Origin of the sequence: Candidatus Caccoplasma merdavium, assembly GCA_018715595.1 — a bacterium.
Lineage (GTDB): Bacteria > Bacteroidota > Bacteroidia > Bacteroidales > UBA11471 > Caccoplasma > Caccoplasma merdavium.
Genome location: DVLI01000019.1, coordinates 88,341 through 113,008, shown reverse-complemented (window position 1 = coordinate 113,008; position 24,668 = coordinate 88,341). Strand labels below are relative to the sequence as shown.

The 24,668-nt window shown below is 50.5% G+C and carries 19 protein-coding genes and 1 pseudogene; 9 read left to right on the top strand and 11 right to left on the bottom strand.

The features are described from left to right. Window positions 1–8: 8 nt before the first annotated feature. Window positions 9–884: an electron transfer flavoprotein subunit beta/FixA family protein gene (locus tag IAD09_06540; protein HIT81878.1), complete on the bottom strand. Its 876-nt coding sequence runs from the start codon at window positions 882–884 to the stop codon at window positions 9–11. A gap of 223 nt (window positions 885–1,107) precedes the next feature. Beyond that, window positions 1,108–1,635 carry a DJ-1/PfpI family protein gene (locus tag IAD09_06535; protein ID HIT81877.1) on the bottom strand — a complete coding sequence of 176 codons (528 nt, stop codon included), beginning with the start codon at window positions 1,633–1,635 and terminating at the stop codon, window positions 1,108–1,110. Window positions 1,636–1,801: 166 nt separating this feature from the next. Here IAD09_06535 and IAD09_06530 point away from each other — a divergent pair, with 166 nt between their 5' ends. Beyond that, entirely contained in the window at window positions 1,802–2,143 is a 342-nt protein-coding gene (locus IAD09_06530; GenBank protein ID HIT81876.1) for a helix-turn-helix transcriptional regulator, read from the top strand. A 111-nt stretch (window positions 2,144–2,254) separates the two neighbouring features. On the opposite strand, the gene gdhA is transcribed toward IAD09_06530, so the two are convergent. The 5 genes from gdhA to purL all read right to left on the bottom strand — a co-directional run bounded on the left by gdhA (window position 2,255) and on the right by purL (window position 11,878). After that, entirely contained in the window at window positions 2,255–3,589 is a 1,335-nt protein-coding gene (gdhA, locus tag IAD09_06525) for an NADP-specific glutamate dehydrogenase (protein ID HIT81875.1), read from the bottom strand. 303 nt (window positions 3,590–3,892) lie between these two features. Beyond that, window positions 3,893–6,007 (bottom strand): sel1 repeat family protein, encoded by a 2,115-nt coding sequence (locus IAD09_06520; protein ID HIT81874.1) that lies wholly within the window; start codon window positions 6,005–6,007, stop codon window positions 3,893–3,895. Between the two features lie 33 nt (window positions 6,008–6,040). Further along, window positions 6,041–6,646: a sel1 repeat family protein gene (locus IAD09_06515; GenBank protein ID HIT81873.1), complete on the bottom strand. Its 606-nt coding sequence runs from the start codon at window positions 6,644–6,646 to the stop codon at window positions 6,041–6,043. Between the two features lie 114 nt (window positions 6,647–6,760). Next, the gene (locus IAD09_06510) at window positions 6,761–8,164 is read right to left on the bottom strand and encodes an amidophosphoribosyltransferase (protein ID HIT81872.1); all 1,404 of its coding nucleotides are present in this window, start codon (window positions 8,162–8,164) and stop codon (window positions 6,761–6,763) included. A gap of 24 nt (window positions 8,165–8,188) precedes the next feature. After that, window positions 8,189–11,878, bottom strand: a complete 3,690-nt coding sequence (gene purL / locus IAD09_06505) for a phosphoribosylformylglycinamidine synthase (protein HIT81871.1) — start codon at window positions 11,876–11,878, stop codon at window positions 8,189–8,191. Between the two features lie 342 nt (window positions 11,879–12,220). On the opposite strand from purL, the gene IAD09_06500 reads away from it, so the two are divergent. The 3 genes from IAD09_06500 to IAD09_06490 all read left to right on the top strand — a co-directional run bounded on the left by IAD09_06500 (window position 12,221) and on the right by IAD09_06490 (window position 14,233). Then, window positions 12,221–12,874: a LysE family transporter gene (locus tag IAD09_06500; GenBank protein HIT81870.1), complete on the top strand. Its 654-nt coding sequence runs from the start codon at window positions 12,221–12,223 to the stop codon at window positions 12,872–12,874. A gap of 83 nt (window positions 12,875–12,957) precedes the next feature. After that, entirely contained in the window at window positions 12,958–13,587 is a 630-nt protein-coding gene (locus tag IAD09_06495) for a DUF4136 domain-containing protein (GenBank protein ID HIT81869.1), read from the top strand. Window positions 13,588–13,597: 10 nt separating this feature from the next. Further along, window positions 13,598–14,233, top strand: a complete 636-nt coding sequence (locus IAD09_06490; GenBank protein ID HIT81868.1) for a porin family protein — start codon at window positions 13,598–13,600, stop codon at window positions 14,231–14,233. Window positions 14,234–14,313: 80 nt separating this feature from the next. Here the strand turns inward: IAD09_06490 and recJ are convergent, their stop codons facing one another. The 3 genes from recJ to IAD09_06475 all read right to left on the bottom strand — a co-directional run bounded on the left by recJ (window position 14,314) and on the right by IAD09_06475 (window position 18,380). Further along, on the bottom strand, window positions 14,314–16,041 hold the full coding sequence (gene recJ, locus IAD09_06485; protein ID HIT81867.1) for a single-stranded-DNA-specific exonuclease RecJ: 1,728 nt from the start codon (window positions 16,039–16,041) through the stop codon (window positions 14,314–14,316). A gap of 199 nt (window positions 16,042–16,240) precedes the next feature. Next, a complete protein-coding gene (locus tag IAD09_06480) occupies window positions 16,241–17,152 on the bottom strand; it encodes a mechanosensitive ion channel (protein ID HIT81866.1) in 912 nt (303 codons plus the stop codon). A gap of 7 nt (window positions 17,153–17,159) precedes the next feature. After that, a complete protein-coding gene (locus IAD09_06475) occupies window positions 17,160–18,380 on the bottom strand; it encodes a hypothetical protein (protein ID HIT81865.1) in 1,221 nt (406 codons plus the stop codon). Between the two features lie 156 nt (window positions 18,381–18,536). Between IAD09_06475 and IAD09_06470 the strand changes: the two genes are divergently transcribed. Continuing rightward, window positions 18,537–19,361: a tetratricopeptide repeat protein gene (locus IAD09_06470; protein ID HIT81864.1), complete on the top strand. Its 825-nt coding sequence runs from the start codon at window positions 18,537–18,539 to the stop codon at window positions 19,359–19,361. Between the two features lie 926 nt (window positions 19,362–20,287). On the opposite strand, the gene IAD09_06465 is transcribed toward IAD09_06470, so the two are convergent. Beyond that, window positions 20,288–21,025 carry a helix-turn-helix transcriptional regulator gene (locus IAD09_06465; protein ID HIT81863.1) on the bottom strand — a complete coding sequence of 246 codons (738 nt, stop codon included), beginning with the start codon at window positions 21,023–21,025 and terminating at the stop codon, window positions 20,288–20,290. A gap of 133 nt (window positions 21,026–21,158) precedes the next feature. Between IAD09_06465 and IAD09_06460 the strand changes: the two genes are divergently transcribed. The 4 genes and pseudogenes from IAD09_06460 to IAD09_06445 all read left to right on the top strand — a co-directional run bounded on the left by IAD09_06460 (window position 21,159) and on the right by IAD09_06445 (window position 24,668). Further along, window positions 21,159–21,371: a hypothetical protein gene (locus tag IAD09_06460; protein HIT81862.1), complete on the top strand. Its 213-nt coding sequence runs from the start codon at window positions 21,159–21,161 to the stop codon at window positions 21,369–21,371. A gap of 7 nt (window positions 21,372–21,378) precedes the next feature. Beyond that, complete coding sequence (locus IAD09_06455; GenBank protein ID HIT81861.1) at window positions 21,379–21,750, top strand: hypothetical protein; 372 nt, start codon at window positions 21,379–21,381, stop codon at window positions 21,748–21,750. A gap of 9 nt (window positions 21,751–21,759) precedes the next feature. Continuing rightward, window positions 21,760–23,637 (top strand): annotated as a pseudogene (locus IAD09_06450) (hypothetical protein). A 158-nt stretch (window positions 23,638–23,795) separates the two neighbouring features. Then, complete coding sequence (locus tag IAD09_06445) at window positions 23,796–24,668, top strand: ATP-binding protein (GenBank protein ID HIT81860.1); 873 nt, start codon at window positions 23,796–23,798, stop codon at window positions 24,666–24,668.

Genomic DNA, 24,668 nt, shown 5'->3' with positions numbered 1-24,668 from the left:
ACAGGTTACTATCCGATGGTATGATTCACAATGAGTTCCTTTATCAATTCCTCGACATCGGCATCAGAAGCGGTCAGCGTTTTGCTCTCCTTGGCTTGGAAGACGATGTTCTCGATTTGTTTCACCTTGGTGGGCGAACCGGCCAATCCCACCTGCGAAAGGTCGGCGTCGACATCGGCCACGCCCCACTCGGTGAGGTTGAGGTAGGGACGCTCTTCGCACAAGGCGCAGAAATAGGAACTGTCATCGGCCTGGCGTTCGCTGGGAGTCTTGGCATATTTATACTTTTGCAATGCCTTGGCATTACGCGGGCGGCATTCGTCGGCCGAACCGTTTACCGTAATCACGGCCGGGAAAGGCGACTCGACGGTCTCAACGCCCCGTTCGAGACGGCGTTTCACCACCACTTTGCCGCCTTCGGCACTCAATATCTCCTCGGCATAGGTAATCTGGGGTATGCCCAGTTTCTCGGCCACCTGCGGGCCCACTTGTGCGGTATCGCCGTCGATGGCCTGACGTCCGCCGATAACCAGGTCGAAATCGCCCATCTTGCGCACGGCACACGCCAACGCGTATGATGTGGCCAAGGTATCGGCACCGGCAAAGGCTCGGTCGGTGAGCAGCACGCCGCCGTCGGCACCGCGATAGAGACCTTCGCGAATGATGTCGGCAGCACGGGGAGGCCCCATGGTAAGGAGTTTCACTACGGTTCCGGGATATTTCTCTTTGAGCTGAAGGGCTTGTTCGAGCGCATTCAGGTCTTCGGGATTGAAGATGGCGGGAAGAGCGGCTCGGTTTACCGTTCCGTCGGCTTTCATGGCATCTTTCCCCACGTTTCGGGTATCTGGCACCTGCTTGGCAAGTACCACAATTTTTAGACTCATAGGTTATTTGGTTTTATTATGTTCGGATTTTCAAAACCGAATGATTCATTTTACAAATATATGATTTTTGCCACAGAATTGCAATACATCACACAAAAAATGGAACTCTCGCCCTTATTCTGTCACATCACTCACGGCCACCCGCCACAACTCCACTCCCCCCAAAAGCAAAAAGAGAAACAAGTTACACTCGTTTCTCTTTTTCCCAATCCTTATTGATGAATCATCGCAAAACTTCGAGCAAAGCCGGCATCATAACCTGAATAGAATGCTCATTTTGCGCCGTAAACAACAGGCCATCAATCTCATAAGGGGCATCGGTGGCATATCCTCGCCGTATGGCGACTTTGGCCATGGGGTGCACAGACACTTTTTTCCCGGCAGTAATTCCAGCCTTTTCAAATATCAAAGCAGCAGCACAATGCCCTATTATCAATTTTTCCTTGGCGGCAAATTCTCGAATGACATCAACCATCGCCAAATTATATGACTCGGAGGCATGCGCCTGAAATGCCGGAATGGCATCTCCACAGGAAAACACCAACGCATCAAAATCATCGGCGTGCCCTTTGAGAGAAAAGACGACATCATCGGCCTTCAATGCAACGCCCGAATTGGCATGAATCGCCGTCGTATCGGACACGGCATACAGCTTGAACTCAATCTTGTTTTCATAAAAAGTTTCCAAATAGGTAAATAACCCCAATCCATTCACCGGATTCACGGCTAAAACTGCGACTTTCTTTGCCATAACGTTTTTCTTTGTGTAAGACGATAGTTACTTTTAATATGTTTCTTATCTTTGTATAGCAAATGTCGGAAGAAGAATATAAACACCCAAGAAATAACATTATAATCAGGTAGTTACAAACAAGTAACCTTTATTGGAAATTAGGACAATGCAAAATGTTAAAAATATGAAAACTTTTTATCACGATGGAATATGTCCTGTGCGCGACATCTTGTCTCACATCGGAAGCAAATGGTCGGTACTGATACTCATCTCTCTGAATGCCAATGGGAAAATGCGATTCTCGGACATACAACGAAGCTTGGACGACATTTCGCAACGAATGCTCACCGTTACATTACGGATTCTTGAAAAAGACGATTTGATAAATCGACAGGTCTTTCCTGAAATTCCCCCAAGAGTTGAGTATGAACTGTCACAAAAAGGGAAAAGTTTTATACCCTTGTTGACAGAATTGGTGAATTGGATTACGACCAATTACCATCTCGACTCTTCCCGAGGAGAATAAAAATCTTTTCGGAAAGGAATTTTTATTCGAGCTCTTCAAATAGAACAAACCCCGCAGGAGGGGGTAAAATCTTCCTGCGGGGCTGCCCGAAAAAACGGTCTGCTGTGTAACCTACAAAATACCTTGTGCCAACATGGCTTTGGCCACTTTCATAAATCCGGCGATATTTGCGCCCTTCATATAGTTGATATATCCATCGGGTTCGGTACCGTATTTCACACATTGGGCATGTATGTCGCGCATGATGTCGTGCAGACGGTTGTCGACCTCTTCGGCACTCCAACTGATGTGCATGGCGTTCTGCGTCATTTCGAGACCCGAGGTAGCTACACCGCCGGCATTGACCGCCTTACCGGGTCCATACATGATATGGTTCTGAATGAAGAGGTCGATGGCTTCGGGACGGCAACCCATGTTCGAAATTTCACCGACACAGATCACGCCATTGTCGATGAGGCGACGGGCATCGTCGGCATCGAGCTCGTTCTGCGTGGCACAAGGCAGGGCGATGTCGACCTTCTGTTCCCACGGACGACGGTCAGGGAAGAACTGCACCCCAAACTTCTCGGCATAGGGAGCGACAATATCGTTGCCCGAAGCACGCAGTTCGAGCATATAATCGATTTTCTCACCGCTCACTCCGTCGGGGTCATAGACATATCCGTCGGGGCCCGACAAGGTAACCACTTTGGCTCCGAGTTGGGTAGCCTTGGTGACGGCACCCCAAGCCACATTTCCGAATCCGCTGACCGCAATGGTCTTTCCCTGCAAACTGAGACCTTTGGTCTCCAACATCTGTTTCACGAAATAGAGGCCGCCGAATCCCGTTGCCTCGGGACGAATGAGCGAACCGCCAAATTCGAGACCTTTGCCGGTGAACGTTCCGGTGTGCTCACGAGCCAATTTCTTATACATGCCAAACATATAGCCTACTTCGCGGCCGCCTACGCCGATGTCACCGGCCGGCACATCGGTGTCGGGCCCGAGGTGACGCCACAATTCCAACATGAACGCCTGGCAGAAGCGCATGATTTCGGCATCGGATTTTCCGCGCGGGCTGAAATCGGAACCGCCTTTTCCACCGCCCATGGGCAATGTGGTAAGGGCATTTTTGAACGTCTGTTCAAAACCGAGGAATTTCAAGATGGAGAGGTTGACCGAAGCATGGAAACGTATTCCACCCTTGTACGGGCCAATGGCGTTGTTGAACTGCACCCGGTAACCGAGGTTTACCTGCACCTCGCCCTTGTCGTCGACCCAAGGCACCTTGAAGGTGAAAATACGGTCGGGCTCGACCATACGCTCGATGAGCTTGGCCTTTTCGAACTCGGGGTGCTGATTGTAAATGTCTTCTATCGAAAGCAATACTTCGTGTACGGCCTGCAAATACTCCGATTCGCCCGGATGCTTGGCCGAAAGGTTATTCATAATCGCCTGAATGTTCATAGCCATAGATTTTAAAGGTTATTTTCATACAACAAAAATACAAAATTCTACGAGACACGCAAGAAAAATCGGAATTATTTTTATCATTTTGCCAATTATGTATAAAAGAATACCGTAAGACAAGCCGATTACAGCTATCAAAACCACAAAAACAAGCGTATTGATTTAGCAAAAAGCCACAAACCAGCCCATTCACCGTCTGAAACGACAAGCAAACACGACGGATGAGCCTACCGGCTATTTTCTGAACCGACCTCCCTCCCGCCCGTTCTTTTCGAGGCGGGAAAGCCGTTTTTATATCGGTCAGCGTTTCTTCTTTTCTATTTTCTTCAACATTTTCCGAGCCGAGGTGACCCCCTTGTCCGAAGCCATTCTATAATACTTTATGGCTTCGTCGAGATTCTTTTCCACTCCCCAGCCGTAAAAATAGCAGTCGCCCAGTTTCTTTTGAGCCAACTCATCGTCATGTTCCGCTGCCCGGCAGAACCACTGATAGGCCAAGGTATCGTTCTGTTCACAACCACGCCCCTTCCGGTAACACTCGCCCAATGCAAAGGCGGAATAATCGTCTCCCATCTGGGCAGCCCGATAATAACAGGCAAAAGCTTTTTGGTAGTTACGCGGCAGATATTTTCCGGTCATATAGCTCACCCCTAATTGACACCAAGCCGGCGCATAGCCATTATTGCCCGAGCGGGAAAGCCACTCTATCGCCCGTAAGGTGTCGGCCGGCACAATGTCGCCCATGAGGTAACGCCGCCCCAAAAGATATTGGGCGTAGCGGTCTCCCGCCTCGGCCCCGAGCGTGTACCACTTCATGGCCTCGTCATTATCGACAGCCACCCCCAAGCCCTTCTCATACATTATTGCTATGCAACAAGCCGCATTTTCCTGACCTTGTTCATAAGCCCTCTCATAACAGTCGAAAGCCCGGTCGTAGGCTTCGGTCTCTTTATAACAGTCGCCCAAATTCACCAGCGCCGTTTTTCTTGTATGACTCGCCCGGCTCAAATATTCGATGGCCTTGCCATAGTCCTGCTCCACGCCACGACCCAACTGATAGAAACGGCCCAACCGCCAAGTGGCATAAGACGAACCCTTGTCCGCCGCCAACATATACCAGTCGAAAGATTCCTTGTCGTTACGGAATCCGGTACTGTCGCTCTCATAAAAACGCCCCAGTTCCTCATAAGCGGCCGTCACGCCCGCACCCGCGGCCCGATGGAGGCAAATGCCGGCTTCGGTATAATCCCGCTTCACGCCAATCCCTTTCCAATAAAGTCGGCCCATGCCAAGATAAGCTTCGGCATAATGGTGGTCGGCAGCCTCCTTGTAATACCGAAAGGCGTATGCGTGATTTTTGTCGATGCCATAACCCTGTTCATAGCACCACCCCAAGTTGCTCATGGCATATACATTGCCATTCTTAGAAGCTCGCTGATACCACTCCACGGCCAAAGCCGGGGTCTCTTCCACCCCGATGCCTATGCGGTAACAACGGCCCACATTATTTTGCGCATCGGAAAGACCCTGTTCGGCCGCCTTTTTATACCAGGCATAAGCAGCGGCACTGTCGGCGGGCACACCGATGCCCACCTCATAAAGGCTACCCAACATGTTTTGCGACCACATATATCCCTCCTCGGCCGATTGCGTAAAGAGCGACAACGCCTTTACCGTATCGGCTTCTACTCCCTTGCCTTCGAGATACAACGTTGCCAGATAGAACTGCGGCATCTGCTCTCCCTTGGCTATCGCTTTTTCCATCCAATCGGCAGCCTGCTTATAATCACGAGGCAAGCCTTTCGTACCGAAATAATAACCCTGCCACATGGCGTCCAGGGCCAAAGCATATTCCTGCTCGGCCGCCATTCTTATCCAACGCATGGCCTCTTCCTGGTCGGCCTCCACGCCGTAGCCGTTGAAATAACACCAGCCCACATTGTACTGGGCTTCACTGTATCCTTGGAGAGCGGCTTTTTTGTAATAGGCCAACGCTTTCTTGTAATCGGAGTTTTCTTTATGATAGGTATATACCACACCCCTAAAATTCTGAGCCAAGGCATATTCTTGTTCCAATGAGAGGTTGAGCCAATACATCGAACGTTCCTCGTCGGGATCGACGCCATAGCCATCGTTGTAACATAGGCTCATAATGAACTGTGCCCGGGCGTCGCCCTTCTCGGCCGCCTTGGTATAATACAGCACGGCTTTCTCGACGTTTCCCTCGGCCTTGAACTTATCGGCCTTGCGCAACCAGCGTGTTGCCCGCAATGTCGACTTGGGGGGATAGGCAAAGAGCTCTTTGTTTGTGATGGTTTCCAGATTGTACTGGGCGTACAATTCCCCGACAGGGAACATCGCAACAAAAAGAAATGTACCTATCCCTACCAGGTATTTCGACAACTTGTGCAACATGGCCTTACTATTTATTTCTCAATCAAATAAGCATCATATTTCTTCACCCAACTCAGAAAGGGCGGCTATGGCGTCGCCATTTCCTTTCTCGGCAGCCAAACGGTACCATTTGAGAGCCTCTTCATAGTCCTGCTTCACGCCCCGACCTTCGAAATAGCACCACCCGACGCTATATTGGGCTTCGGGCAGACCCAGACCGGCAGCTGCACGCCACCACTCAAAAGCTTTCTCATAATCTTGCTTCACCCCCTTGCCCTCGGCATAACAATAGCCCAAATTGTATTGGGCGCCGGGCATATTCTGGTCGGCCGCTTTTTTATACCATTCGACGGCCGTTTTCATATCGGCCTTCACACCGGTACCCCGCTCGTAGCAGAGGCCGATGTTGTATTGGGCGGCGGCGACATTGTGCTTGGCCGCCTTGCGCCACCACAGCAATGCCTCGTCGTAATTCTTTTCGAGATAGCATTTCCACGCCTTATCGAGGTAACCTTGTATTTTTTGTTTGAGATATGGCGAAATCTGAGTCAATACGGCCGGAGATGCCGTGGCCGTATTCGTAGTCCCGACAGAAAACGAAAAGGCAAAGAACATCATGGAAAGGCAAAGACAACGGAAGATAAGCGGAAATCGTTTCATGGCAAAAATCTTATTGAAATGCGGTTATGTTGATAGCAAATATAGCAAAACTTCTGATATAATAACGAGAGCGGGCGGCAAAATTTTGCCGCCCGCTCTTCATAACGATATTGTCTACTCGTAGCTCGTACCGTCGAAACAGTGTGTGCAGATGCAATCCTTGGGCAGGCCGATGGCCTTGACCATCGTTTCGAGGGGGTTGAATTTGAGCGAAGTTATCTTCAACTGCCGGCGAATTTCCTCGACCATGCGTTCATACTCGGGCGAACCGGTCTTGGCATAGGCTTCGAGATTCTTGGTATGGTCTCCTTCGAACTGTTGAATGATGCGGCGGGTTATCAGTTCAAGCTCCGACTTCGAAGCCGTGAAATTGACAAAACGGCACGGATATATCAACGGCGGGCAGCTAATGCGCATGTGCACTTCCTTGGCTCCGCAACGGAAAAGATCGCACACATTGTCGCGCAATTGGGTACCTCGCACGATGGAGTCGTCGCAAAAAACCACACGTTTACCGTTGATGAGGTCGGGATTGGGAATGAGTTTCATCTTGGCCACCAACTCGCGCAACTCCTGTGTGGGCGGGGTAAAACTACGGGGCCAGGTCGGGGTGTACTTCACAATACCCCGCTTGTATGGAATGTTTTTCCCCTCGGCATATCCTAATGCCATACCGATACCCGAGTCGGGAATGGCCGAGACGAAATCGGCTTCGACCGAGTCTTTCTCGCCCATTTCACGGCCGCACTCAAAACGCATGTGGTCGACATTTTTACCTTCGTATTCACACACGGGATAGCCATAGTAGACCCACAGGAACGAGCATATCTGCATCTTCTTGTTGGGCTTGCGAAGTTGGGTAAAGCCATCGGCCGTAACCTGCACGACCTCACCGGGACCCACGTTGTAACATGTCTCATAACCCAGGTTGGGGAAACTGCACGTCTCCGACGAGACGGCATATCCTTCTGCGCCCTTGCCTATAAGTATAGGGGTGCGGCCATACTTGTCGCGTGCGGCAATGATGCCGTTCTCGGTAAGGAGAAGCATCGAGCAGGAACCTTTGAGTTTGTTCTGCACATTCTCGATACCGTCGACATAATCTTTACCTTCGGAAATGAGGGTTCCTATCAACTCGGTCTGGTTGGTTATGCCGTTGCTGTGCTCGCAAAAGTGGTGCCCCTTGTCGAGGAGCTCTTTTTCGAGGTCGGGCAGATTGTTGACCTTTGCCACGGTGACGATGGCAAATTTGCCGAGGTGGCAACTGAATATGATAGGTTGTGCATCGGTGTCGCTGATGATACCGATACCCGAATTGCCCGAAAAGGTAGGCAAATCGGCTTCGAATTTGGTTCTGAAATAAGAACTTTCGATATTGTGAATCGAACGGGTGAAATAGCCTTTGTCAAAGGTCACCATTCCACCGCGTTTGGTTCCCAAGTGAGAATTATAGTCGATACCGTAGTAAAGATCGGCTACGCAGTTTGTTTTTTTTATGGTTCCAAAAAAACCGCCCATACTTGTCAGGATTAAGGTTTGAGGTTATCGTTTAATGTTTTCGACCCATTTGCGGGCGTTCACAAAGGCTTCGACCCACGGGGTGATTTCATCGTCTTTGCGGTTGCCGGGATAATATCCCCACTGCCACGGGAAGATGGCCCGTTCGAGGTGGGGCATCATGGCCAGGTGGCGACCGTCGGCCGAGGCAATACCGGCCACGGCACTGGGCGAACCGTTGGGGTTGGCCGGATAGGCATCGTAGCTGTACTGGGCCACCACATTGTATTTGTCCAAGTCATAGGGGAAGCTGAACTTTCCTTCGCCGTGAGCCACCCAAATGCCCAACTTGCTGCCCGACAGGGAACCGAACATGACAGAGTTGTTCTTCGGAATGGTAAGACCCACAAACTGCGACTCGAACTTGTGCGAGTCGTTGTGCAACATGCGGGGTTTCTCTTCGTGGTCGGGTGTAAGCAATCCCAACTCGACCATGAGCTGGCAGCCGTTGCAGATACCGAGGCTGAGCGTGTCGGGACGGGCATAGAAGTTGTCGAGGGCTTTCTTGGCCTTCTCGTTCCAAAGGAAACCGCCGGCCCAACCCTTGGCCGAACCGAGAACATCGGAGTTGGAGAATCCGCCGCAGTAGACAATCATGTTCACGTCTTCGAGGGTTTCGCGGCCGCTGATAAGGTCGGTCATGTGCACATCTTTCACATCGAAACCGGCGAGATAGAGCGAGTAGGCCATCTCACGGTCGCCATTCACCCCTTTCTCACGGATAATCGCCGCTTTCACGCCCGAAGGTGTGCGACGGTCGGCCGAGATGCCAAACTGTTGCATCTTGCCGGTGAAGTCCTTATTGAAATGGTAACGCAGCGGTTGTTCCTTGTAGTTGAGGAAGCGAGCCTTGGCCTGTTCTTCGCCGCTCTGCTTGCGGTCGAGCAGATACGAGGTCGAGAACCACACGTCGCGCAGGTGGTCGATGCCGAAGAGATATTCGGCGCCGTCCTTGCTCACCAGGATATGGCGTTCGCTGCACGGGTGGGCAATCACGGCATATCCTACGCCGGCTTCTTCGAGAATCTTCTCGACGGCCTTGCGGTCTTTGACTTGAATGAGCACACCGGGATTTTCGCTGAACAGAATCTTGACAAGGTCTTTCTCGGGTATCTTGTCGAGTTTCACTTCGAGGCCGCCTTCGGTATTGCCGAAGTTCATTTCGAGCAAAGCCGTAATCATGCCGCCGGCCGAGATGTCGTGACCGGCCAACACGAGGTCCTTGGCAATGAGTTCCTGTATGGCGTTGAAAGCCGAAGCAAAATATTCGGTATCGCGCACCGTCGGTGCCTGGCGGCCTATCTTACCCAGAGACTGGGCAAAGGCCGAACCGCCCAACGAAAGGGCGTCGAACGAGAAATCGACATAGTAAACGGCCGTGCGGGCATCGCGCACCAACACGGGCGAAACGACTTTCTTCACGTCGCTCACCTCGGCTCCGGCCGAGATGATGACGGTACCGGGCGAATAGACTTTCTCGTCGCCATATTTCTGCGTCATCGAGAGGCTGTCTTTTCCGGTAGGTATGTTGATGCCCAACTCACAGGCAAACTGGCTACATGCTTCCACGGCCTTATAAAGGCGTGCATCTTCGCCGGGGTTCTTGCAGGGCCACATCCAGTTGGCACTGAGCGATACGCTGTCGAGACCCTCGGCCAAGGGAGCCCACACGATGTTGGTGAGAGCTTCGGCCACCGATAATACCGAACCGGCAGCCGGGTCGATCATGGCGGCTTGCGGGGCATGGCCTATCGAAGTGGCGATACCGGCTTTTCCGCGGTAATCGAGCGCCACGACGCCGCAGTCGCTCAACGGCAACTGTATCTCGCCCTGGCATTGCTGACGGGCCACCTTGCCGGTTACCGAACGGTCGACTTTATTGGTGAGCCAGTCTTTGCAGGCGACGGCTTCGAGTTGCAGCACCTGCTCTACATATTGATAGATGTCGGCCACGTTATAGGTCACATCTTCGTAAGTCTCTTCCACGGTCGTGTCGTGCATGACGGTACGGGGTGCCTTACCGAACATATCGTCCATTTCGAGGTCGATGGGACGCACACCGTCTTTCTGTTCAAAGACAAAACGATGGTCGCCCGTGGTCTCGCCCACCACATACATCGGGGCACGTTCACGGTCGGCGATGCGACGCACACGGTCGATGTCTTTCTCGGCAATGAGCATACCCATGCGTTCCTGACTTTCGTTGCCCACGATTTCCTTGGCCGAAAGGGTCGGGTCGCCAATGGGCAACTGTGCCATGTCGATTTTCCCGCCGGTCGTTTCGACAAGCTCCGAGAGGGCATTGAGGTGACCGCCGGCTCCGTGGTCATGGATAGAGATGATGGGGTTATCGTCGCTCTCGGCCAAAGCCCGAACGACATTGGAGACACGTTTTTGCATCTCGGGGTTGGCACGCTGCACGGCATTGAGCTCGATGGCGTTGGCATACTGCCCGGTCTCGACCGAAGATACGGCACCGCCACCCATTCCGATGCGGTAGTTGTCACCGCCCATGACCACCACTTTTTCTTGGGGTTCGGCTTCGCCTTTCAATGCGTCGCGCAGGGTGGCAAATCCTACGCCACCGGCCAACATGATGACTTTGTCGTAGGCGAATTTCTTATAGTTCTCAGCGTGTTCGAAGGTGAGCAGCGAACCGCAAATGAGCGGCTGGCCGAATTTGTTTCCGAAATCGGAAGCTCCGTTCGAGGCTTTGATAAGAATCTGTTCGGGCGTTTGATAGAGCCATTTGCGGGGAGCCATGGCATTTTCCCATTCACGGCCCTCTTCGGTACGGGGATAAGAGGTCATATAGACGGCCGTTCCCGCAATGGGAAGGCTGGCTTTGCCTCCGCCGAGACGGTCGCGAATCTCTCCGCCGGTACCAGTAGCTGCGCCGTTGAAGGGCTCTACGGTAGTGGGGAAGTTATGGGTCTCGGCTTTGAGGGAAATGACGGTTTCGATGTCTTTTATCTCGAAGAAATCGGGCTTGTCCTGGGTGGCCGGGGCGAATTGCTCCACGACAGGGCCTTTGTTGAAGGCCACATTGTCTTTATAGGCCGACACGAGGTTGTTGGGATTCTCCTCGGAGGTTTTCTTTATCAACTTGAACAGCGAACTTTCTTTTTCTTCTCCATCGATGATGAATACGCCGTTGAAGATTTTGTGGCGACAGTGTTCGGAATTGACCTGCGAAAAGCCGAAAACTTCGCTATCGGTGAGCTTGCGGCCGAGTTTGTGGCTCAGGTCGTTGAGGTACTTCACTTCTTCATCACTCAATGCAAGCCCTTCCTGGGCGTTATAGGCCACGATGTCGTCGATGTAAACGATAGGATCGGGCTGCTTGTTGATTTCGAATATTTTCTGGTCGATGCCGTCGTACATGCGTTGCAACATGGGGTCGTGCTCGGCCTGTGCGTTTGAAACGGGGAAATACTCCTCGATGCGGAGGATTCCTTCGAGGCCCATGTTCTGGGTGATTTCCACGGCATTGGTACTCCACGGGGTAATCATTTCTTTGCGGGGACCGACAAACCAACCGTCGAGACGAGTCTCGGAAAGCAACTGTGCCCGACCGAAAAGCCAACTCAGCTTCTCGACCTCCGGGGCCGATAATTCGTGCGTAACATCAACAGCGATAATTTGCTGTTCGGGGGTTTTAAAGAAAAGTACCATTCTCTATTGTTTTATGTGTGTATAACCGGAAATGGATAATCGTATGAACGGGTTTATTTGTGTGCAAATGTAATGAAAAGCCTCGGGTTATAAAACAATAAAAAAAAGTATTTTTGGGAATAAGCGCGATATTTTGAGAATACAGGATTCGGGGCGACATCGTACTTTTGTGTAAACGCCTTATTATCCGCGCGCGTTTTTTCCTGTCTTCATACAAGATAGCAGGCCACTCGACACCTGTCAAAGTTGAAAACTTCATTTTCGTTTGTCTCGGCGTTCTCATTTGCTTATATTTGCACCGGCAAAACAGCAACCGGCCGACCGGTTTACAGTCACTTGGGTATGTCCACGATAGAGTTGCTTATATACATTATTATCAGAGGATTGGCCATCGGAATACTGGTATCGGCGCCGATGGGGCCCATCGGTGTGTTGTGCATACAACGCACCCTGAACAAGGGGCGACGTTCGGGATTGGCCACCGGTCTCGGGGCTTCGCTCTCGGATCTCTGCTATGCCATACTCACGGGGTTGGGCCTCTCTATTGTCGTGGACTTCATCGAGGCCCACCAAGCGCCGCTACAAATTATCGGCAGTCTCGTGCTCACGGGGTTCGGGCTCTACCTGTTCCGGCAAAATCCGGCGCGGAATATCCGCAAGAAACTCAATCAGAAAAGCTCATTCACCCAGGACTTCGCCTCTTCATTCCTGCTCACCCTTTCCAACCCGCTCATTCTGCTGCTGCTCATCGGTCTCTTTGCCCGGCTCAACTTTTTCCTGCCCGAGATGAAGGCCGGTCACTACATACTCGGCTATGTATCAATCATTCTCGGAGCCTTCATTTGGTGGTTTACCATCACCTACATCATCAATAAGGTGCGTTCACACTTCAATCTTCGCAGCTTGTGGCTCATCAACCGCATCATAAGCATCGTCATCATTGTCATGTCGTTGGTGGGCGTGGGAACCGGATTTTACGAATATTTCATTAAATAAATCGCCTCATTCCCAAACTTTCCCCAAACAGAAGTGTTATTAGGAGAAAAGATTCTTAATAATAACCTAAAATGGGAAGAAAAATGAAAAAACTAACCCCCCTCCTCCTCGTCTTACTTTTTATGGCCTCCTGCCAAAAAGAGCCTGACACATCGAAACTCAGCGGTAACTTTCTCGTTTTCACCGACTATGACACCAGCGAAAAATTCAGTGATTTCGAATTTTTCTACATTCCCGACAGCATCTTGCTCATCTCTTCGAGCAAAACGCCCACTTATTGGAAAGACCAGCAGGCCGAAGAACTTATCATGGCCGTAGTCGACAACATGACTTCGTACGGCTTTTCGCGCGTCTCACAGAAAGAATACGCCAATGTCGGCATACAGATGAGTTATGTCGAGAGCACCTATTATTTTACCAATTACAGCAGCCCTTACTGGTGGTGGGACTATCCCGGTTACTGGTACCCCGGTTATTGGGGCGGATACTGGAACAGTTGGTATTACCCTTACACGGTGTCATACAATTATTCGACCGGTTCTCTTCTCATCGAATTGGTAAAACTCGACGCCGAAACGAAAAAAATCCCCATCATCTGGAACGCCTACATGTCGGGCCTGCTCTACTCGTCGAACAAAATCAACCTGCAACTCTCTGTCGAGGCCATCAACCAGGCTTTCAAACAATCGTCTTACCTGAATATTCAAAACTGATTATAAACTTATGAAAACAACTTGCATCAATCGACTGCGCATCGTTTTTGTGTGCGCGCTATCATGCCTCCTGCCCTCAATAGGTTGGGCACAGGCTCCCGCAAAAAAAGGCTATGCCAATATCGACTGGCAATTCAACATACCGCTCAACAACGGATTCTCTGACAAGGCCAGCGGTTGGGGCATGAACTTCGAAGGCGGTTACTACATCACCCCCAACGCCGGCGTCGGACTGTTTATGGCCTTCCACACCAACAATGAGTACATCGACACTCAGACACTCCATCTCTCGGCCACCTCCCAACTCACCTGCGACCAGCAGCACATGCTGTTCCAGATGCCTTTCGGAGCCGCCTTCCGTTACCGTTTCATGCCCGAAAAGAAGTTTGCTCCATACGCCGGAGTCAAAGTAGGTGCGCAATATTGCAAAACGACTTCGTATTACAATGTTTACAGCACCAGCAATGAAAAATGGGGCGTTTTCGTATCGCCCGAAATCGGCGTGAACATATTCCCGATGGGGCCCAACCTGTTTGGCTTCCACATGGCCTTCTACTACGACTACGCCTCCAACCAGAACCATCTGCTCATATACAAGGTCGACGGCCTGCACAATATCGGATTCAGAGTCGGACTGGCATTCTAATCCTCAGCCGCACAAGGCAAAAAAATAGCGGAGGAAGGACAATATCCTTCCTCCGCTTTGTATTTTTTCCCTTCGGTCAGTCATCGCTTGGCCGAAGGACGTATGTCTTTTATTTGCAACTGTATCGACGTGACGCCCTTGAAATTGTTTTCTTCGATGGTGTAACAGATGTCAAACGGAGCCCCGCTTTTGATATGGGCATAATGCTCGTGCATGCCAAACGCTATGCCACTCATCGTGATGGACGAGCGCAAGTCGCGCACTTCGAGTTTGAGGTGTTCTTGATTGCGACCCACGAGCCGGGAACCGGCATCGACAACGCCCAATGTCGAGAAGACCGGCTTCATATTGCCCGGCCCGACAGGACTGAACTGTTTCAAACAGGTGTAGAATCCCGACGTAATCTCATCGAAACCCAACTCCATGTCGATGTCGATTTGGGGACAAGTCTGTTCGAGAAGAATATTCTCGGCCACATAGTTTTCAAAGCGGTCGATAAAGCGGTCCACATTTTCCTCCCGCAGGGAGAGACCGGCAGCATAGGTGTGACCGCCGAAATTTTCGAGCAAATCGCGACACGACTCCACGGCTTTATACACATCAAATCCCTGTACCGAACGAGCCGAACCGGTAACCAACCCATTGGAGAGGGTGAGCACGACCGACGGACGATAGTAAAGCTCGGTGAGACGGGAAGCCACGATACCGATGATGCCCTTGTGCCACTCGGCATTGTAGATGACAATGGATTTGCGGTCGTCGAAGTCGGGACGCTGTTCGAGTAATTGACTGGCCTCTTCCGTCACCTTCTTGTCGAGTTCCTTGCGGTCTTCGTTATACTGGTTGATGTCGTGACTCTTTTTCATGGCGGTCGATGCATCTTTGGAGACCAGCAAGTCGACGGCCTCTTTACCCGACTGCATACGACCCGATGCATTGATGCGGGGGCCTATCTTGAACACGATGTCGCTGATGGTGATTTCTTTCCCGCGCAACCCGCAGACATTGATAATGCCTTGCAGGCCAAGGCTCGGGTTGGAATTGAGGCGCCGCAGGCCGTGATAGGCCAGGATACGGTTCTCGTCGGTAATCGGCACAATGTCCGAAGCGATGCTCACGGCCACCATATCGAGCAACGGGAACAAGAACTGTTCGATGCTGATGTTGTTACTGGTGGCAAAGCCTTGCATGAACTTGAATCCCACGCCGCAACCCGACAAGTGACTGTAAGGATAGGCATCGTCGTCGCGTTTGGCATCGAGCACGGCAACCGCATGGGGCAACTCATCGTCGGGCACATGGTGGTCACAGATGATGAAATCGACCCCGCGTTCCTTGGCATAAGCCACTTTCTCCACGGCCTTGATGCCGCAGTCGAGCGCAATAACCAACGTAAAACCGTTTTCGGCCGCATAGTCGATGCCTTTTATCGAAATGCCGTAACCCTCGTCATAACGGTCGGGAATGTAATAGTCGATGTTGGAATAGAAATTGTTCAAGAACTTGTAGACCAATGCCACTGCGGTAGTTCCGTCGACATCATAATCGCCATAGATAAGGATTTTTTCTTTGGCTCCCATGGCCTGGTTGAGGCGCGCAACGGCCTTATCCATATCTTTCAGCAAAAACGGATCATACAAATCGGACAGTTGTGGTCGGAAAAATTTCTTAGCTTGCTCTTCTGTTTTTACCCCTCGCTGAGCCAGAAGTGTGCATATGGCAGGGCTTATCGACAGGGTCTCTGCCAATCGTTTTTCGATATGCTTTTCTTCTTCGGTAAGGGGCACGTAGTTCCATTTGCTTACCATTATATAGTGTTTTATTTTCTTCGGAAGCCGAAAGACACGCCTGTTTATAAGGATTATCGCCCTTGGGCGACATAAAGACGGCGGGGCCATCGCCCCGCAAAAAACAGTAAGCGTGTACTGCAAAAAAATTTTGCAGCTGTAAAGATAGTCATTTCTCCTCAAAGAAAGAGATACGACTCTTATAAAAAAGCAAAAAAGATTAGTCTTTTATCAGATGCACGTCCATCTGCGGATAGGGGATATTCACATCATTATCGGCGAATGCCTTGTAAACCTTTCGGTTAAGATCATAATAGACATTCCAGTAATCTTCGGTAGCCACCCAAGCCCTGACCAGCACATTCACCGAACTATCGCCCAGGGAGTGGAGGGCGATAAAAACGGGCGGTTCGCGCAAGATGCGGGCATCGGCTTCGAGGAGCTCCGCAAGGACTTTCTTGGCCGTCTCGTAGCGGTCGCCATAACCGATACCGAAAGTCCACTCCACCCGACGCACTCCGGCTCGGGAATAGTTGACGATGATGTCGTTCGAGAGATTTCCATTGGGCACGAAAATCGTCCGGTTGTCGCCGGTAATCAGCACCGTATTGAAAATCTGTATCTCCTTCACCGTGCCACTCTGCCCCTGTGCCTCGATAAAATCGCCCACCTTGTAGGGTTTGAAGACCAATATCATGAGACCACCGGCAAAATTTTGCAACGAACCGCTCAGCGCCATGCTGATGGCAACTCCGGCCGAAGCGAAAAGGGCGACAAATGACGTGGTGTTGATACCAAAAATGCCAATAACCATCACCACCAATACGAGCATCAACGTGATGTTGATAAAACTGCGCAAAAACGACTGCACCGACGGCTCGACATGACGACGCGTAAGCAACTTGATGATGAAATTACAAAAACGGTTCATCAGCCAGCGCCCCACAAAAAAGACGACCAATGCACCGACAAACTTCAAGCCGAACGCCAACAATTTCGACAACAAAGACGTCAGTATCTCATCGGCTGTCATACCGGCATATTTTTCGACCACCTCTTTGATTTGTACGACATTCGTCGTATCCGAAGCCGCGATGATTCCCGAGGTAAGATCAATGTCAAGAAGTTTCATATCACAATTACTTTATCAAAATTTCATCGATGCCGGCATAGACTTTCTTATACCAGGCCAAGGTGCGATAATACAAGTCGATGACCTCGTCGCTGTCGGCCACGGCACCGGGTATGTAAGCCGAGAGACCGCAATATTTCTCCAACGGATAACTACACCACACGCCCGAGACCAAAGAGAGATAACGCTCCGTGGCATCGGCATAAAGCACGGTGTGGTCGAGACAATCGGCAAAATAAGCATACGCCGACGAATCGGCACATACTCGGGCGACATAATCATCGAGGTCGAAAAAAAGTTTTTGGTAACTGATGCTCAGACCCCGTTCCTGGGAATATTGTTGTACCGAATCGACGGCCAAAGAGTCGGTTTGGTGGCGCAAAGCCCTGTTTACCGACTGGGCCAGAAGGTCGAGCGCACTCATGTCGACGAGCGAAACCGCCCCGTAAGGGTCACGATAGGAGCGATAATAGTCCATATAAGAACGGCAAACCTCTGTCAACTTCCCGACCAAGGGCTTTTCCAGGGAAAAGAGGTGGGTAATGACCTCTTCATAGGGAAAGCCGGCACCCATCACCGCCGCCGGCGAAGCGACATAATACCGGCACTCCGCCCGCAAATCATAGGCCACCTCAGAAGCGCCTAAATAACAGGCATCACAAAGGATAAAATCGAACGTGGAATCGGGTATGGCCGCAGCAATCTCATCGATGTTCATCGCCTCTCCCCCGTCGTCACCGAACGAACGCGTGGAACGCAACAGAGCCAAGTCGGTATCGATATGTGCCGGATACCAGCCATTGGCATGAGACCACAGGACAAGCCCGAATGTCGATGCCGGATATAGCGCCTTCACCTCCTCGATGACCGATGCCATCACCTCCGACGAGGCCGAATTACGGTCGTCATAGGAGCGCTCCACGGTGCGCTTCACCGTGCCGTTTTCGAGCGAAAGGCGTTCGAGCGTGGGGGTTCCGTAGCGGTCGATGTAAAGCAACAGGTTCCCGTTGTGCAACGCGCCTTTCCCCACCGCCTTTTTCATGTCGGAAATATTACTCTCGACAAAGCCGCTCAGGGTGTTGCTTCCCACCATGTAGACCAATACCGTGCAGTCGCATGTGTCACCTCCGGCTGGCGAAACATCATTTTTATGGGAATCGCAGCACGACGGGAATAACAGCGCCACGCAAAGGGCCATCAATATATATGTCGATATGAGTAGCCGCATGAGAATTGTCGGTATCTTTGGTTCGAAGCACAAAAATAGGGTAAAAAAATGATAGCACAACACACCAAATCATAAATCTCCGTAAAAAGGGGGTACCCGGCTGCGAAGGAAAAAAGAAATTGCATTACTTTGCAACAAGAACCAAATGCTCTCCACATGAAACTGCGCATCGTGACAGCTGCCATTGTAGCCCTGGCGGCAACGGCCTTCCCGGCCAAGGCCCAGTCTTATACCGAATATATCGATTCCTCTTTTTATTACATCGACAACGGCCGCCTCGACAAAGCCGAACAGGCGCTTCTGCAAGCCCTGCGCACCGAGCCGGCCAATCCCGGGAACGTGCTCCTGCTCTCCAACCTCGGCACCATACAGCGCAACATGGGCAAACTCACCGAATCCCTCCGCTCCTACAACAACGCCCTGGTCATGTCGCCCAAGTCACTCACACTACTCTACAACAGGGCGGCATTGTGGGCCGAAATGGACAGCCTGCAACAGGCCAAGGAAGACTATTCACATATACTTTTCATCGACGACAAGAATGAAGAGGCGCTCTATCGCAGAGGGCTTATCTCCCTGGAACTGAACGACACGGCGTCGGCTCGCCGCGATTTCGAGCAGTTGCTCTCCATCAACGACAAAAGCGCCAATGCCCGCATCGGACTGGCCGCCCTGATGAAATGCCGGGAATTTTATGTCCAAGCCATCGACCTTTACACCCAAGTCTTACGGGCCAACCCCAACCTCTCGTCGCTCTACCTCAACCGCGCCGAAGCCTACTACTACAACCGACAATACTCCCGCGCCGCCGAAGACATCGAGATGGCGCGGCAACTCTCCCCCGACGACCCACTCGTCTATGTCATGCGCGGCAAGCTGAAACTGGCCCGTTTTGAAAAAGCCGAAGCCAAAAAAGATTTTGAAAAAGCCATTTCGTTGGGATTCAAGGCCGAAGACATAGAGTCATTACTGGACAATTAAGTCAATGCCTGCTCTAAAAAACGGAGAATCTTTTCGCAAAGAATCCTCCGTTCCCGATAAAAAACTTCTCGCTTTTTATCTCCACAAAAATTGCCTATATGGGGCATAAAACGAAGCGTATATTGACAGATAGTGAATAGCTTGTTTAATTGTTTGTTGTTTAGTTTGTTATAAATACTTGCCTGATTGGGCCAATAAAACGAAACGTATAATTTGCTATAATTTCGGTATAATTCCCGAGGCTTAAAACGACGATCTTTATAATTTGCGTATAATTTAAAGGGGCGTAATCATGCGATTTGCGTCCTTTTTTATTCTTTCCCCTAAAATCCTTTGTCAATGGGCATTTGAAGGCGTACTGGCTGCTATTCAAACGCCTTCGGGTGTATTGAGTACTATTCTTTCATTCAAAACCGGCTGTTCCTTTCATGCCGGGTTGTCTGGCAATGACACAGTATGCAATAAATGGGCTATAATCAAGCAATCTATGCTTATTTCAGGTGGTTTGGGGGTTGTTCTAAGGAATGGATGCTTGAATGGGTTTAGAGCGCAAATTTAACGGCATTTTGGTGATGCGGTTGTGGAAGGTCTGCCGACCTCTCTTTTTATGTCCAAAATAGGTGCTTTTGGCATTAGGGTTACATTAAGGGTTACAGTTTAGGGTTACATCTTTTTTAGTTTAGGGTTACAAAAGTGGGTTTTTAGGGTACGCATGGAGAGTGGGTAAAATACCACTTTTTCAAAAATACCCCCGTTTTTTGATTCGATAGCCCCCCCAAAAATACCACTCTATTTTTAAATACCGGCTTGTTATCTGCCCTAAATTCGGACACTTAGCGTGCTTTTTACCCATGAAAGAGGGGGAAACACCGATAAATAGGGGTATAAAAGGGGATTTATGAGGGCCATAAACAGGACGATTCGATTTATTCGAGACGAATGACACCGATGACAAGTGCAACTGCGTGTATGGCGGAATAAGGCAGTTCGAAGGGGTCGTATTTGTCGTTATCGGAAACAATAAGTATACGGTCGGGCGCACTGCCGGGTTTAATGCGCTTGATCAATGCGCCTTGATCGGTGTCGATTACATACACCTTATTCCACTGGAAAAAGATGTCGGTCATGGAAACCCGTTTGCAGGCGACAATGTCTCCGGAGTTGTATTTGGGGTACATGCTGGATCCTTTTACGGGAATAAGGAAGTCCGCACCTTTGAACATAGGCACGACATAACGCTCGCACTCGTATTCGAGGGCTGTTTGCTCACATGTAAGCACTCCCGCCATCGCATCAATAGGAATGAGGGGTATACCTTCGTCTTGTTTTGTTACCGGAATCGCCACGGATTGCGTGCGTTTTTCTTGTTTATTTCGATGTAAATCGTTATTTTTATGCTCGTTAGGAGCCGGATCAAGTGCTGAATGCGACGGTGTGATACCGTTCGTTTTGATCATTTCTCCACGACCTGTTAATAACCACTCAGATGAATAATTGGGATAATTTTCAACAATTATTTGAATCCATTTTGATTGAATATCTGTGCCATTATTGATTGCTCTTGATAAAACGCCTTTACTTGCACCTATATTACGTTCTAAGGCACCGATAGTTATCCCTTCCTTTAAAGCAATTTCCTGTATCCTTGATAAAATTGTCCCCATTAGTTGAAAATTATTCCCGTTATATTTGTTTTGTTGAAAATTATCACCTATCTTTGCTGCGTGTTCTTCAAAGAACGGCCGTAAATATACAAAAAGGCGGTCGATTTTACGAACTTAAAACAGTAAAAAGGATATGAAAGGTGTAAAAGTTTTTATCGACCGAGTTGACGTAAAGGAAATGGTGGAGTTGGTTCCAGAGTTGAATCAAGAGCATAATCTGGTTGCCGCCATCGTTAATGTGGACGAATTTCTACTGTGCGCCTCCAACGATACCGCGATGGCGTGGGCCAAGGCTTTAATTACCACCCGGTTTGACGGAGAAGTAAGTTTTGAAACAATAAAGTAAACGAATCATGAAGCGATACATTGATATAACGAAGGAAAACCGCGAATTCCTGAAGAAGGCATTCGGGGTAACAGACAAAACGATATTGAACGCTATCACGTTCGACGCCTTACGTGGTAACACGGAGCTGGCGAAACGTATCCGGAAGTTGGCTTTAGAGCGTGGCGGCACCGTCATGGTAGAAGTCGCGGAGATAGAGACGTGGCACGACACAGACGGCCATGTGCGCCAGTATTTTCCCAACGGAGTGGTTCTCGACGGAGACAAGAAGAGCGGGAAAGTGTTCCTTATTGTCGGAGGAAAAGTGGCCCGATGCTATGACAATCCCAGGATCAGTGAAATGGAAACGATACAACGCGAAGCGATGGCTTTGAGATAGGAGAACGGTATGGAATTTTTCGGCAACAAACTTTGCATATCAGCACGTACACTCATTGATGAAGGCTTTATTACCGAATCCTGTTACAGGAACTGGGTAAACCGTGGCCGAATCAATGTGGTTCGTCGTGGTGGAGGTGCGGCAGGTAATTATGCCTTGGTTGCCGTTGACAGTCTGCCTACCACCTGCAAAGAAAAGGTAGAAGAGAAATACCCCGGCGGTAATGCTGTGCTGTTACGAGGCTGGATAATATCGAACTATGAACTTGACCAAACCGCCATTGCCTACTTCATGGATTGGGCTGCCAAGCAGCACAGCAACAAGGCCTCGGCCGAGTTGGCCAAAAAGTATGCGGTAAACGCATCGGTACTGAACACCTGCATCAGGCTGTATAACCGCAGCCGTGATTACCGCAAGTTGATGGGCGAAAAGTACGACTGGGGTATGATGGCCACCGTCATCGAGACGCTGCGCGAGGAGTTCGGCCACGACCTACCGGCATCGACACTCCGCTTCCGCAAAAAAGTGGCCGAATACAAGCGCGACGGTTATGCCTGCCTGATAAGCGGCAAGTTCGGCAACCAGAGCGCGAGAAAGGTGGACTATAAGACCGAACGGCTCATACTGAGCCTTGCCGCACAGGAGAACAAGCCATATAACAGCAATGTGCACGAGATGTACATCGCTTTTGTCTGCGGCGAACGCGAGGCATGGGACCTGAGTACCGGTGAGATATTCAACCCCGACGACTTCACCGACAAGAACGGCGACCCGAAGGAACTGAGCGAGAGCACCATCAACAACGTGCTGAACAAACCGAGCAACAAGCTGCTTGTAAACCATGCTCTCATGGGATACACCACGTTCATGCACGAGCAGATGCCACACGTCCACCGCCATAACGGGAAATTCTCCCTGTCGCAAATCACGATGGACGATGTGGACCTGACACGTAAGTTGAAGGATACCAAGCAGCGCGTACACGCCTATTACGCCTACGACGTGGTGAGCCAGTGTGTGGTAGGGGCGAGTTATGGGCGCAAAAAAGACCAGATGCTTGTCGTGGACTGCTTCCGGGACATGTTCAGGCTTATCGAGCGCAACGGCTGGGGTATTCCTGCCGGCATAGAGGTGGAGAACCACCTGATGAGCGAATATAAGGAGGGTTTCCTGCAAGCAGGCGTTACATTCAACTTCGTTCACTTCTGCGCTCCGCAGAATTCACAGGAGAAATATGCCGAACCACTTAACGGTGCGAAGAAGCGCAGCGTCATTCACAAGAACCATGCCGGCATTGGGCGTTTCTACGGCAAGGGCAAGTGGCGCGTGGAATACAAGAAAGTCAGCGACGAGACCAATGACACCTACGAAGACAGGGAGTATTTCAGCTATGAGCAGCTGGTGGCCGATGACCGCAGGGACAATGCCGAATGGAACAACTCGCTTCACCCCAACCAGAAGAAATATCCCGGAATGACCCGTTGGCAGGTACTGATGGCAAATATCAACCCGACCCTGCGCAAGTACGACAAACTCACGCTGAGCCGCTTCATAGGCGAGCGCGTGGAAACCAGCATACGGCGCAATTCGACGGTGCGAGTTGCCTATGAGGACTGGTGGCTGAGCGACACGTCTGTGCTGGAACGCCTGCAACCGAACGACTACAAGGTGACGGCCTACTATCTGCCGGACGAGGAGGGGAAGCCCACTGACGTGTATATATTCCAGGGCGACCGTTTCATCGACAAGGTGGAGAAAGTAAAGACCTATAACCGGGTAATGGCCGAACAGACCGGGGAGGACGTGGTGAACTATATCGAGCAGCAGAAAAAGATAAGCAGTTTCGGCAAATACGTCCGCGACAATGCTGTTGACCGGGTCGGTACGGCAATCATACAGCCAGAAAAGGAAGAGGCTGCCGAAACCTGTCCCGTCGAGGAAGTTCCGATGGAAAACTGCGATATGCCTGATTATATGGCTATCGAAGAAGATTATCGAAAAAAAGCGTTTGAATCCCTTTAAAACGACATTAAAACAATTCTAATATGATAACAGAAGAAAGTAAAAAACGAATTTCTGAAGCCATTTCGGCTCACCGGTCAAACTACCCGAGCGACGCGAAACATGCGGCCTCGCTGGGTATATCGAGCGCCATATACAGTGCCGTAAAAAACGGGCAGACAGAAAGGGTTCTCAGCGAAGCAAACTGGATAACCATCGCACGCAAGCTTGGTGTCAGTCTGCGCGGGGAAATAGAATGGAAGCCGGCCCGCACAGCAACGTTCGACTTCATAACCTCGCAGTTGGAACTGTGCCAGGCAGGCTGTATCAGCGCGATATTGTGCGACCTGCCTAACATCGGCAAGACATTTACGGCCCGGCATTACGTAAAAAGCCATAAGAACGCCATCTATGTGGACTGCTCGCAGGTGAAGAGCAAGCAGAAACTTATCCGTTTCATTGCCAAAGAGTATGGTGTGAGTAGTAATGGCCGTTATGCCGATGTGTACGATGACCTCGTCTACTACTTACGGTCGATCGAAAATCCCCTTATCGTCCTCGATGAGGCCGGAGATCTGCAATATGAAGCCTTTTTGGAGTTGAAAGCCTTGTGGAATGCCACCGAAAGGTGTTGCGCCTGGTATATGATGGGAGCCGACGGGTTAAAGGAAAAAATCAATCGGGCCGTACAATGCAAAAAAGTGGGTTATACCGAAATGTTGAGCCGTTTCGGCGACCGTTACAGCAAAGTAACTCCCGATGACGGAAAAGAGCGCGGACAATTCCTTAACGAGCAGGCGCGTGTCGTGGCAAAGGTGAACGCACCGGAGGAGAGTGACATTTCGGCCATCGTGCGAAAAAGCGGAGGCGGTCTGCGTCGGGTATATACAGAGATTGAGAAACTCAAACGCGTATAA